Origin of the sequence: Providencia sp. PROV201 (assembly GCF_028479545.1) — a bacterium.
GTDB classification, from domain to species: Bacteria; Pseudomonadota; Gammaproteobacteria; order Enterobacterales; family Enterobacteriaceae; genus Providencia; species Providencia huaxiensis.
Genome location: NZ_JAMPNW010000018.1, coordinates 1 through 11402, shown reverse-complemented (window position 1 = coordinate 11402; position 11402 = coordinate 1). Strand labels below are relative to the sequence as shown.

General features: G+C 41.0%; 11 protein-coding genes and 1 pseudogene. 8 read left to right on the top strand and 4 right to left on the bottom strand.

Features of this window, described 5'->3' with window-relative positions; translation table 11 throughout:
* Nucleotides 1–3: 3 nt before the first annotated feature.
* The 7 genes from PR809_RS14495 to PR809_RS14465 all read left to right on the top strand — a co-directional run bounded on the left by PR809_RS14495 (nucleotide 4) and on the right by PR809_RS14465 (nucleotide 7326).
* Nucleotides 4–1434, top strand: a complete 1431-nt coding sequence (locus PR809_RS14495; RefSeq protein ID WP_206276335.1) for a phosphomannomutase — start codon at nucleotides 4–6, stop codon at nucleotides 1432–1434.
* Nucleotides 1435–1627: 193 nt separating this feature from the next.
* Nucleotides 1628–2782 carry a polysaccharide export protein gene (locus PR809_RS14490; RefSeq protein WP_206276334.1) on the top strand — a complete coding sequence of 385 codons (1155 nt, stop codon included), beginning with the start codon at nucleotides 1628–1630 and terminating at the stop codon, nucleotides 2780–2782.
* Nucleotides 2783–2787: 5 nt separating this feature from the next.
* On the top strand, nucleotides 2788–3216 hold the full coding sequence (locus PR809_RS14485; RefSeq protein ID WP_206276333.1) for an arsenate reductase/protein-tyrosine-phosphatase family protein: 429 nt from the start codon (nucleotides 2788–2790) through the stop codon (nucleotides 3214–3216).
* A gap of 35 nt (nucleotides 3217–3251) precedes the next feature.
* A complete protein-coding gene (locus PR809_RS14480) occupies nucleotides 3252–5330 on the top strand; it encodes a polysaccharide biosynthesis tyrosine autokinase (protein WP_206276332.1) in 2079 nt (692 codons plus the stop codon).
* 17 nt (nucleotides 5331–5347) lie between these two features.
* The gene (gene galE, locus PR809_RS14475) at nucleotides 5348–6373 is read left to right on the top strand and encodes a UDP-glucose 4-epimerase GalE (RefSeq protein WP_206276331.1); all 1026 of its coding nucleotides are present in this window, start codon (nucleotides 5348–5350) and stop codon (nucleotides 6371–6373) included.
* A 159-nt stretch (nucleotides 6374–6532) separates the two neighbouring features.
* A complete protein-coding gene (trmL, locus tag PR809_RS14470; protein ID WP_096863620.1) occupies nucleotides 6533–7036 on the top strand; it encodes a tRNA (uridine(34)/cytosine(34)/5-carboxymethylaminomethyluridine(34)-2'-O)-methyltransferase TrmL in 504 nt (167 codons plus the stop codon).
* Nucleotides 7037–7146: 110 nt separating this feature from the next.
* Nucleotides 7147–7326 (top strand): hypothetical protein, encoded by a 180-nt coding sequence (locus tag PR809_RS14465; protein WP_206276330.1) that lies wholly within the window; start codon nucleotides 7147–7149, stop codon nucleotides 7324–7326.
* Nucleotides 7327–7357: 31 nt separating this feature from the next.
* Here the strand turns inward: PR809_RS14465 and cysE are convergent, their stop codons facing one another.
* From cysE to PR809_RS14445, 4 genes are all read right to left on the bottom strand, one after another.
* A complete protein-coding gene (cysE, locus tag PR809_RS14460; protein ID WP_094962928.1) occupies nucleotides 7358–8179 on the bottom strand; it encodes a serine O-acetyltransferase in 822 nt (273 codons plus the stop codon).
* A 23-nt stretch (nucleotides 8180–8202) separates the two neighbouring features.
* Complete coding sequence (gene gpsA, locus PR809_RS14455) at nucleotides 8203–9231, bottom strand: NAD(P)H-dependent glycerol-3-phosphate dehydrogenase (RefSeq protein WP_004265161.1); 1029 nt, start codon at nucleotides 9229–9231, stop codon at nucleotides 8203–8205.
* The gene (secB, locus tag PR809_RS14450) at nucleotides 9231–9707 is read right to left on the bottom strand and encodes a protein-export chaperone SecB (RefSeq protein WP_004906947.1); all 477 of its coding nucleotides are present in this window, start codon (nucleotides 9705–9707) and stop codon (nucleotides 9231–9233) included. Before secB ends, gpsA begins: the two co-directional genes overlap by 1 nt.
* Before the next feature lie 250 nt (nucleotides 9708–9957).
* A complete protein-coding gene (locus PR809_RS14445; RefSeq protein ID WP_004265159.1) occupies nucleotides 9958–10395 on the bottom strand; it encodes a rhodanese-like domain-containing protein in 438 nt (145 codons plus the stop codon).
* A gap of 433 nt (nucleotides 10396–10828) precedes the next feature.
* Here PR809_RS14445 and PR809_RS14440 point away from each other — a divergent pair.
* A pseudogene (locus PR809_RS14440) lies at nucleotides 10829–11402 on the top strand (murein hydrolase activator EnvC); the annotation flags it as partial.

Here is an 11402-nt window from a genome sequence, read left to right as displayed (position 1 = left end):
AATATGTTATCCACCCTTAATACAATTAAAAACTCTGGAATACAATTTGGCACTAGTGGAGCCCGTGGTTTAGTCACTCAATTTACTAATGAATCTTGCGCTGCATTTACCCATGCATTTATTAATAGTATCAAAGGTAAATTCGATTTTAGCCAAATGGCCATTGCAATAGATAATCGCCCAAGTAGTGAATTTATTGCGATTGCTTGTATCGAAGCAATAAAACAGCAAGGAATAAAACCTCTATATTATGGTGTGATTCCAACACCTGCCATTGCATATACTGCAATGAAAAATAATATTCCTTGTATTATGGTAACAGGGAGCCATATCCCATTTGATAGAAATGGGCTAAAGTTTTATCGGCCAGATGGTGAAATCACTAAAATTGATGAAATCGCGATTTTAAATAATAACTCGCAATTTGAAATACCAGATGTTACTCCACAGACCTTATCAATAGATACACTAGCTGTAGATGAATATCTAAATCGCTATTTATCTATTTTTAATCAAGATTTATTAGCTGGTAAACGTATTGGTATTTATGAACATTCTAGTGCTGGACGTGATATATACCCAGTTTTATTCAAAAAGCTTGGGGCTGAAGTTATTTCTCTAGAACGTAGTGACCAATTTGTTCCAATTGATACTGAAGCTGTATCTGAAGAGGACAAGATAAAAGCAAGGAATTGGTCAAAATTACACAAACTTGATGCTATTTTTTCTACTGATGGGGATGGCGATCGTCCGCTTGTTGCAGATGAAAACGGCGAATGGCTACGCGGGGATATATTAGGTTTATTATGTGCATTAGAGATGAATATTGAAGCGCTAGCAATCCCTGTTAGTTGCAATACTATCATTTCATCACATAAAGATTTTAAGTGTGTAAAACAAACTAAAATTGGTTCTCCTTATGTTATTGAAGCATTTTCTGATTTAGCTAAAAATTATAAGAAAATAGCGGGTTTTGAAGCTAATGGTGGTTTTCTTTTAGGTTCTAATATTGAAATTAATGGTAAGAAATTATCTGCACTACCAACCAGAGATGCGGTGTTACCCTTTTTGATGTTGCTATCTGCCGCAAAAGAAAAAGGAATTGCTGAATTAGTTAATTCATTACCACAGCGTATTACCTATAGCGATAGAATACAAAACTTCGCAACAGAAAAAAGTAAAGCTATCATTGAGAAAGCGCAAGAAAACCCAACACTCTTATTGCAGCATCTAGGCTTTGGTGATGAGCAACTATTAGATTTGAATACAATTGATGGACTAAGAATGACATTATCAAATGGTAATATTATTCATCTAAGACCATCCGGTAATGCACCGGAATTAAGGTGCTATGCCGAAGTGAATGATCACCAAACCGCACAGTCCATTGTGCAACAATCACTAAAAAATATTCAAACTTTCTCTGAAAGTTAACTTTTTGGCTTTGTCATACTGATCACTTTAGTAATTATTATTTCGATAGACAGTATGATAATTATCACAACTTTGCCAAATTACGAGCATCAATATAAACTGCTCCCATTTGTAATTATATGTATAAGTGGGAATGATGATTAACATCATCACTTATACCTTATCTAATCATTTTTTATCATAGGATGGTACCGTGTTTAGGAAGCCTTTCCCACTTACACTATTAGCAATCAGCATATTACTCACAGGCTGCACCGTCACCCCCGGCGCCTATGTATCAACCTCAGGCAAAAATGTGGTTGATACGGGTGACCGTGACATTACTAAATTGGTTGATATCTACCCAATTTCGCCAAAATTGTTGGATGATATGTACACTGCACCTACCATTGCTAAACCCAATGCACAGTTAGAAAAGCAACTGACTCACTATGAATATCGCGTGGGTGCAGGCGATGTATTAACCATTACAGTTTGGGATCACCCTGAACTGACTATCCCTGCGGGTTCTTATCGTAGTGCGCAAGACTCCGGTAACTGGGTTCACTCTGACGGCACCATCTACTACCCGTATATTGGTAAAGTCAAAGTGATCGGTAAAACCGTTACTGAAATCCGTACCCTGATCAGCAACCGCTTAGCCACCTATATCGAATCCCCACAAGTGGATGTCAGTATCGCAGCCTTCCGCTCGCAAAAAATGTATGTCTCTGGCGAAGTTGCCAAACCGGGTACGCTGCCTATCACTAACGTCCCACTGACTATCTTAGAAGCCTTTAATAATGCCGGCGGCTTAACCGAAAAAGCCGATTGGGATAATGTGGTGCTTACCCGTAATGGCAAAGAAATCAAAGTCTCATTACAAGATTTAGTACAGTACGGCGATTTAACCCAAAACTACCTGATGCTGCCGGGTGATGTGCTGTATGTACCACGTAATGATAGTCAGAAAGTGTTTGTAATGGGTGAAGTCGGTCAACCAACGACCTTAACTATTGACCGCGCAGGTATGAGTATTACTGAAGCTCTGAGCAAAGCGAGCGGGATAGACCAAACAACCGCTAATGCAACAGGCGTATTTGTTATTCGTCCAATTAAAAACCAACCAGCGGAAGACAGAGAACTTGAAGCCCTATTACCGAAAAAAATGGCCGCGGTATATCAGCTAGACCTATCAGATGCGACATCGCTTGTAATGGGTACTGAATTTAAACTACAGCCTTATGACTTAGTGTATGTTACCGCTGCGCCTGTAGTGCGTTGGAACCGCTTGATTACCCAACTGTTACCAACTATCGCAACTTACAATCAGTTAACCGAAGGTACCAAGCGTATTCACGACTGGTAATCGATATGTTTAATAATATTCTCGTTGTTTGTATGGGAAATATCTGCCGCTCTCCTACGGGGGAGCGTTTATTGCAACACTCTTTTCCCGAAAAAACGGTTCATTCGGCGGGTATTATCGCCAAAAATGATATGCCTGCTTATGACAGTGCCATTCGGATTGCCGAGCAACATAGCCTTTCCCTTAAAAACCATCAATCACGTCGGTTAACTAGCGAATTATGTAATAAAGCAGACTTAATCCTAGTGATGGAAAACGAACATATTGCTAAAATCCACCAACAATTTCCTGAAACTCGCGGCAAAGTGATGTTATTTGGGCAATGGGTCAATAAAACCGAAATCCCTGACCCGCACAAACGCAGCGATGAAATGTTTGAACATGTTTACCAGTTGATGGAAAAAGCCGCGATTGCTTGGCAAGGCAAAATTTAATTTTATTTATTGGATGACTTCACATTTAACCTACTATGAACACAACAAAAAATAGCTCCCCTGCCTCAGATGAAATCGATCTGCTCGCTCTGTTTAAAGTTTTGAAATCCAACACCATTAAAATTGGGTTTTTTACCGTGTTTTTTGCGGCTATCGCCATCGCATACAGTTTATTGGCAACCCCTATTTACCAAGCCAATGCGACCTTACAGTATGACAAATTAGGCCAAGTCTCATTACTTGACCAAATGAGTGATGTCATGCCATTTGGTAACAGCAATAACCAAGTAGACTCTGAAATTGAAGTCATCAAGTCCCGTATGGTGTTGGGTAAAACCGTTGCAGACCTGAACTTAGACACGCAAACAGCCCCTGAAGGCTTTGTCAGTAAATTACTGGGTGAAGTGGCTCCCGTTCATGTTGACCTATTTCAAGTACCTGAAAACTTAATTGGCCAACCATTTACCCTGACTTATTTAGGGGATAACAATTATTCCCTAAATGTGGATGGCCAAGTTTTGCAAGGTAAAGTCGGTGAAGTCCTTAAACAAGGTGAAATTAACTTGTTGATTTCCAGTTTCACGGCTGAAACTGGCGAAGAATTTGCATTAATCAAAAATGCCCGTTACTCCACCATTGAAGACTTACGCAACACCCTAACTATCGCTGAAGTCGGTAAAGGCACCGGTATTATCAGCTTAGCCATTAAAGGTGCGGATAAAGTTGAGAATGTTAAAATTCTCAACAGTGTTATCCAAAACTATGTAGACCAAAATACCGAACGTAAGAAAGAGGTTACTAACAATACGCTCGTATTCTTAGATGACTATTTACCTACAATTAAAAAGAAATTAGATAACTACGAAAATCAGTTAAATGCCTTTCGTAAAAAGAATGAATCGATTGACCTTTCTTTAGAAGCCAAAGCCGCTCTTGACAGTGCATTGCAGGTAGAAGAAAAACTTAATGAATTGACCTTTAAAGAGGTGGAGATTCAGCAGTTATATACCCGTAACCACCCCGCTTATCAGTCCCTGTTAGATAAACGCCAACAGTTGTTACGTGAAAAAGAAAAAATCAGTAAAAGTATTCAAAAGTTACCCAATACCCAACAAGAAATTGTGCGTTTAACCCGTGATGTTGAAGCAGAGCAGGCCATCTACACCCAATTAGTGGCTAAGCAACAAGAGCTGAGTGTATTAAACTCCGGTATTACGGCGGATGTGCGTATTATTGACTCCGCGGAATCACAACCAAACGCGGTGGCGCCAAAGAAATCGCTGATTGTTGTTCTTGCCACTATCCTTGGCTTTATTATCGGCTGTGCGTATGTAATTGCCCGCGAGTTCTTTAATAATAAAATTAAAAGCACGGAAGATATCGATGCATTGGGTGTCAATGTGTATGCCACTATCCCTTTCTCTAATTATGAGAAAAAACTCATTGAAGCCGGCAATAAGAGCCCATTAGCGATAGAAAACCCAGCGGATACCGCTGTGGAAGCCATCCGCTCTCTGCGTACCAGTGTGTACTTCTCGGTGATGAACCAAGGTAACAACCTCGTTATGGTCACCAGTGCGTCTCCAGGAGTGGGAAAAAGTTTTGTTACCTCCAACATGGCAGTGGTACTGGCTAACGCGGGTAAGAAAGTATTATTAATCGATACCGACTTACGTAAAGGCCGTTTACACAAAGCTTTTGGGTTAAACAATAAAGCAGGCTTATCTGACTACTTATCACAGCAAAGTTTAGAATCACCCACTATTCATGCTAACGTGATTGAAAATCTTGATGTGATTTGTCGTGGTAAAAACGTCACTCACTCTTCTGAGTTATTAATGGGTGAGCGCTTTAAGCAGTTATTAGATAAAGTCAAAAACCAATACGATATTGTGGTGATAGATACCGCGCCAATTTTAGCCATTACGGACTCCGCGATTATTGGTAAATATGTCGGTACTTCATTGTTAATTGCTTTCTATGGTGTGAATACCGTGAAAGATGTTGATTTATCGCTAAAACGCTTTAAGCAAAATGATATCGAAATTACGGGTGTGATCCTAAATGGTATCGATGCAAGGTCTGACGACTATAACTACCATTACGAATATTAAGGCTCAGGAATATTGCGATGCATAATCAACAAGTTCTTGTCACTGGTGGCCTTGGCTACATTGGTAGCCACACCTGTGTGCAGATGATCCAGCAAGGGATGCAGCCGGTTATTCTGGATAACTTGCATAATGCCAACCTTGAAGTACTTAACCGTATTGAAGCTATTACAGGTGTTAAACCCACCTTTTACCAAGGTGATGTCCGTGATGGGCAAGTTCTAGCGTCTATTTTTGCTAATCATCAAATCCAGTCAGTGATCCACTTTGCTGGGTTAAAAGCCGTTGGTGAGTCGGTTGAAAAACCGATTGAATACTATGATGTTAATATCAATGGCACGTTGGTATTAGTCGAAAGCATGAAAAAAGCAGGTATTAAAAGCCTGATTTTTAGTTCTTCTGCAACGGTATACGGTGAGCCTGAGCATATCCCATTAACGGAAGAAGCATCGGTAGGTAATACCAATAGCCCATATGGCACCAGTAAATATATGGTTGAGCGTATTTTGACTGACTTAAATATCGCAGATAGCGAATGGTCTATCTCATTACTGCGCTATTTTAATCCTGTTGGTGCTCACAATTCAGGCTTGATGGGGGAAGACCCTAATGATATTCCAAATAACCTGACACCATTTATCGCACAAGTCGCTGTAGGCCGTCGCAAAGAGTTAGCTGTATTTGGCGGTGACTACCCGACAAAAGATGGTACCGGTGTGCGTGACTATATCCATGTGATGGATTTAGCTGATGGGCATATTGCTGCACTGAATAAAGTCAGCCAGCAAGCAGGGTTGCATATCTATAACCTTGGCACAGGTGTAGGAACAAGCGTTCTGGAAGTCGTTGCTGCATTTGAAAAAGCGGTCGGTAAGCCAATCCCTTATACTATTTCAGCCCGTCGCCCTGGTGATATTGCAGAATATTGGTCAACTCCGGCAAAGGCTAAACGTGACTTAGGTTGGACGGCAAAATATTCTATCCAAGATATGGCGGATGATGTTTGGCGTTGGCAGTCCATGAACCCTAATGGTTATAACAGCTAACCTCAACGAGTTATTTCACAAACGAGCCTCTATGGCTCGTTTTTTATTTTCAGGGTGCAAATAAATTTTATGACACATATAAAAGTTCCACATGAAAACAAAGCCATTTGCGCGTAAACTCTTCCCATCATTTATTATCACAAATATCAGCTTAACGTTATGCCACACATTGTTTTATTCGAACCAGAAATACCGCCAAATACTGGCAATATCATTCGCCTCTGTGCCAATACTGGCTTTGATTTACATCTTATTCACCCGCTTGGGTTTACATGGGATGATAAACGCTTACGCCGCGCAGGGTTGGACTATAGCGAATTTGCCGATATCAAACACCATCATGATTATTTTGCTTTTTTAAAAAGTGAAGGGCTGAACCCTGATAATAACCAATCTGAAAGTGGGGCTCGCGTGTTTGCTTTAACCACTAAAGGTAAGCCAAGTCACAGCAATGTCAGCTACCAAGAAAATGACTATTTGATGTTTGGTCCTGAAACCCGTGGGCTACCACCTTATGTGCTGGATAATATGCCAATGGAGCAAAAAATTCGTATTCCTATGTTGGCAGATAGCCGCAGTATGAATTTATCCAACTCTGTGGCAGTTGTGGTGTTTGAGGCATGGAGGCAGTTGGGATATGCAGGGGCGTTATTGAAAGATTAATGCCATATTCGAGCTGTATAGTATGGACTCCGATTCTTTGAATCCTATTACAGCTCGATTTATGAAAATAAGCTTTTATTTTCTCATTAAATAATGAAGGAGGAGATTAGGTGAAAATTAGTCTTAAAAAGCAAATTAAAAATACGACTACTGAAACTGTAAATAGTGATAGTAAACTGACAGAAACCGCCTACTTATTATATTCTCCAGCCAATGCTGAATACCTAAAAAAATCTATTGCTCAGTTTAAAGCAGGTAACATATTCAAAAGAAACATCTTTGAAAAATAGGCATAACGAGTTTCAGAAATAATTAACTCTCTCAAATCCCATCCCCATTTTCAAACCCCCAAATAGTGCCATTAAAGTTTTGGTCCATTTCTAAGGACGGTTTATCACTGGTTGGTTTGCCAACAATACGTGCTGGAACGCCTGCCACTGTGGTATGCGGTGGAACGGGGTGAAGTACAACAGAACCTGCGCCAATTTTTGCACCGCGGCCAATTTCAATATTACCTAAAATTTTTGCCCCTGCACCAATCATCACCCCCTCTCTTACTTTAGGATGGCGATCGCCACAGGTTTTGCCTGTACCGCCTAGTGTGACGGATTGCAAAATTGAGACATCATTTTCGACAATTGCGGTTTCCCCAATCACAATACCAGTTGCGTGGTCAAGCATGATGCCACAACCAATACGGGCAGCTGGGTGGATATCGACACCAAAGGAAACGGAAATTTGATTTTGTAAATAAACCGCTAACGCTTGGCGGCCTTCTTTCCACAACCAATTACCGATGCGATAGGCTTGCAAGGCGTGAAAACCTTTTAAGTACAATAGTGGCGTGGAATATTTATCAACGGCAGGGTCACGTAAGCGAACGGCTGCTAAGTCCATTGCCGCAGAGAAAATCATACTTTCGTCATTGCGATAAGCGGCTTCCACAATTTCGCGGACTTCAAGCGCAGGCATGATAGGAGAGCTCAGTTTATTCGCTAACATATAGCTGAGCGCACTACCTAAATTGTCATGCTTTAACAATGTCGCGTTAAAAAAACTGGCGAGGAGTGGTTCGCAGTCCGCAAGAGACTTCGCTTCATCTTTAATGAAACCCCAAATTCTATCCAGTTCTTCACGCGACATAATCACTCACCTATCTATTTTTATTAATCATGCAGCTTTGGCATATCGGCAATTTCATCTTTCGTCGCACGCCCCAATAGTGCTTGCGCTGCCTCTAACACATTTTTATGACGATAGAGAATTTGATAAATTTGCTCAGTAATTGGCATTTCAACACCAGCCCGCTCAGCCAGTGCGCGGACTTCCTTAGTATTACGATAGCCTTCAACCACTTGGCCAATCTCTTTTTCTGCGTCTTCAACGCTAACGCCATCGCCTAGCATCATGCCAAAACGGCGGTTACGGGATTGGTTATCGGTACACGTTAACACAAGGTCACCTAAACCCGCCATCCCCATAAAAGTTGCAGGGTCTGCTCCTAAAGCTGCACCTAAACGGCTCATTTCTGCTAAACCACGGGTAATCAATGCAGTACGCGCATTTGCACCAAACCCCATACCATCGGAGATCCCTGCGCCAATTGCGATGACATTTTTTACTGCTCCGCCCAGCTGCACCCCTACCATATCGGGGTTTTTATAGACACGGAAACTTTTGCCACAATGGAATAATTTTTGTAAATCATCACCAAATTGGCTATCGCTTGCCGCTACAGAAATTGCTGTCGGTAAACCCGCAGCTAACTCTTTTGCAAACGTTGGGCCAGACAACACAGCCAGAGGAATTTCATTGCCTAATACCTCACGTGCCACTTCTTGCAACAAACGACCTGTATCCCGTTCTAAACCTTTAGTCGCCCAAATAATGCGGGAGTCTGCGCGTAAGTAAGGTTGGATTTGTTTTAGTACATCACCAAAAACATGGCTAGGTACGACAATCAAGATATTGGGGCTCGCTTCAACGGCACGTTTTAAGTCCGTTTCAAGAGATAAACTATCAGGGAAAGAAACGCCAGGCAAAAACGCCTGATTGCTGCGATCTTGTTCTAATTGATGAATGTGTTTTGGGTCATGGCCCCATAACACAACCTGATGTGCATTACGTGCAAGCGTAATGGCTAAAGCGGTGCCGTACGAGCCGGCACCGATCACTGTCATTGAAGCAGTATTCATTAAGCGTCCTGTTGAGCTTCTGAGTTCTGCGCTTGTTCACCTTGTTGCTGCTGTAAATAGTTCATGAACAGTGCATCAAAGTTAACTGGCGCTAAGTTCAATTGTGGGAATGTACCACGACCCACTAAGCTTGTGATCGCTTCACGTGCATATGGGAACAGGATGTTCGGGCAGTATGCACCTAAGCAATGTGCCATTTGAGTACCTTCAATGCCTTCGATAGAGAAAACACCCGCCTGCTGCACTTCACACAAGAAAGCCGTTTCTTCACCTAAAGTTGCTGTCGTGGTGACGCGTAAAACAACTTCATAAACACCTTCAGATAGCTGAGTTGAAGAAGTATCTAAATCCAATTTAATTTCTGGCTGCCACTCGTGTTGAAAGATGTGTGGTGCGTTAGGTGCTTCAAATGAAACGTCTTTTGCATAAATGCGTTGAATTTGAAAGACCATTTCTGAGTTGTTTTGTTCTGACATAGTTTATGTACCTTTAACTTCCATATGAATTTTCCCTGTTATTCTTTGAGCTACAGGGGTGTTCGCTGCGTTGCGCTACCCAAGTCACATACTGATGTATGCTCCTTGGATATCTTCACTTGCTGCCTACCTGTAGCCCAAATAATTTAAGGGAAACCCTGTTATTCTGAGCTACTGGAATGTTCGCTGCATTGCGCTACCCAAATTACTTGCTACATATATAACTTGGGAGCAACTAGATACCAGATAATTACTTCTTACCACGAGCTAAAGGGAGGTTTTCACCTGCCCAGCCAGAGATCCCTTCTTTTAGGACAAAGACTTTTTCAAAACCGTGTTGTGCCAGCTGTTCAGCTGGTTTACCTGATTCCATACCACTTGCAGAAACGATAATCACTGGTTTCTGTTTGTGTTTTTCTAATTCACCTAAATTATTCTCTTTAATTTCAGACGGTGTTAAGTTAATAGAATCAATAATGTGCCCTTTACGGAAATCGTCACGAGAACGTAAATCGACAACAACCGCCTCTTCTTTATTAATCAGTGTAATCGCTTGTGAACGAGCAATCACTTTCGTTTTAGAGAAAAGGCCTTTAAAGGTCATAACAACCACAGCCACTAATAGCGCTATCCAAACCAGACTCAATAACATGTTCCGGCTTACAAATTGCATGATTTCTTGGATCATGGGGGGCAATCACTCCCGTTAGTTAAAATCAAATATCAAAGGGTTCTGAGTATACCTTTGTGTTGAGCTAATTACAGCCAATTCCCGCAAACTCGCTTGTTTTTTTTGCGCTAAGGCACGCAAAATTAACACTGTTCACTGAAAAACCACGTTTCTGTTTCGAGGCGGCACGCAAATATTTTAACATAAACGTGCTAAACAGGTCTAAGCTGTGCTTCAAATAGGCAATGAATAAGAAAAAAGTATTGAAAACTGGCTATACAAAATAAATCAGTGATAATAAAACTGTGTTATTTGACTTAGTATAGTTCTGATTCAGGGCAAAAATCCGAATTTATAAATGTTTTCAATACTATTTGTTAGACAGTGCTGGAAACCATCACTTGCAGATGAAATAATCAGATATTGCATTTAATTGAGGTGATTTATCACGATGGCCAATACACATCATCGAATGAAAATTTCATTTATTCGTCAGGCTATTAGCGCTCTCTTTGGGTTAGGGCTGCTTGTTCTCGCCCCAACACAAACTGTGTTTGCCAACCAGATCACTGAAAATAAAGGCCAGTTACATGATTTACTCAAAAGTATTGCTGAAAAAGAGAAAAGCGTAAAAGAGCAACAAGCCAAGCGCTCAGCACTACTTGAGCAACTCAAACAACAAGAACAAAGTATTTCTGCAGCGGGTCGTAGCCTGCATGAAACGCAAAACCAATTAAAACAATTAGACAAAGAAATTGTTTCCTTAAATAGCAATATCAAGCAGCTACAAACCAAAAAACAACAACAGGAAAAATTATTAGCTGACCAACTAGACGCAGCTTTCCGGTTAGGTAAACACCAAGGACTCACCCTGATGTTCAAAGGTGAAGAAGGCCAACGAGAAGAGCGTATTTTGGCCTATTACAGCTATTTAAATCAGGCGCGTGAAAAAAATATTGTCGCTTTAGAAGAAACCACTAAAGAGCTGCAAGAACAAAAACAACTCGAACAAAAAAAACAAGCCG

Bases quoted from the DNA above. Each gene is read 5' to 3' on its own strand.
- PR809_RS14485 (WP_206276333.1), top strand. From the start codon at position 2,788: ATGTTTAATAATATTCTCGTTGTTTGTATGGGAAATATCTGCCGCTCT.
- PR809_RS14445 (WP_004265159.1), bottom strand. From the start codon at position 10,395: ATGATCCAAGAAATCATGCAATTTGTAAGCCGGAACATGTTATTGAGT.
- cysE (WP_094962928.1), bottom strand. From the start codon at position 8,179: ATGTCGCGTGAAGAACTGGATAGAATTTGGGGTTTCATTAAAGATGAA.
- PR809_RS14495 (WP_206276335.1), top strand. From the start codon at position 4: ATGTTATCCACCCTTAATACAATTAAAAACTCTGGAATACAATTTGGC.
- gpsA (WP_004265161.1), bottom strand. From the start codon at position 9,231: ATGAATACTGCTTCAATGACAGTGATCGGTGCCGGCTCGTACGGCACC.
- PR809_RS14480 (WP_206276332.1), top strand. From the start codon at position 3,252: ATGAACACAACAAAAAATAGCTCCCCTGCCTCAGATGAAATCGATCTG.
- galE (WP_206276331.1), top strand. From the start codon at position 5,348: ATGCATAATCAACAAGTTCTTGTCACTGGTGGCCTTGGCTACATTGGT.
- trmL (WP_096863620.1), top strand. From the start codon at position 6,533: ATGCCACACATTGTTTTATTCGAACCAGAAATACCGCCAAATACTGGC.
- secB (WP_004906947.1), bottom strand. From the start codon at position 9,707: ATGTCAGAACAAAACAACTCAGAAATGGTCTTTCAAATTCAACGCATT.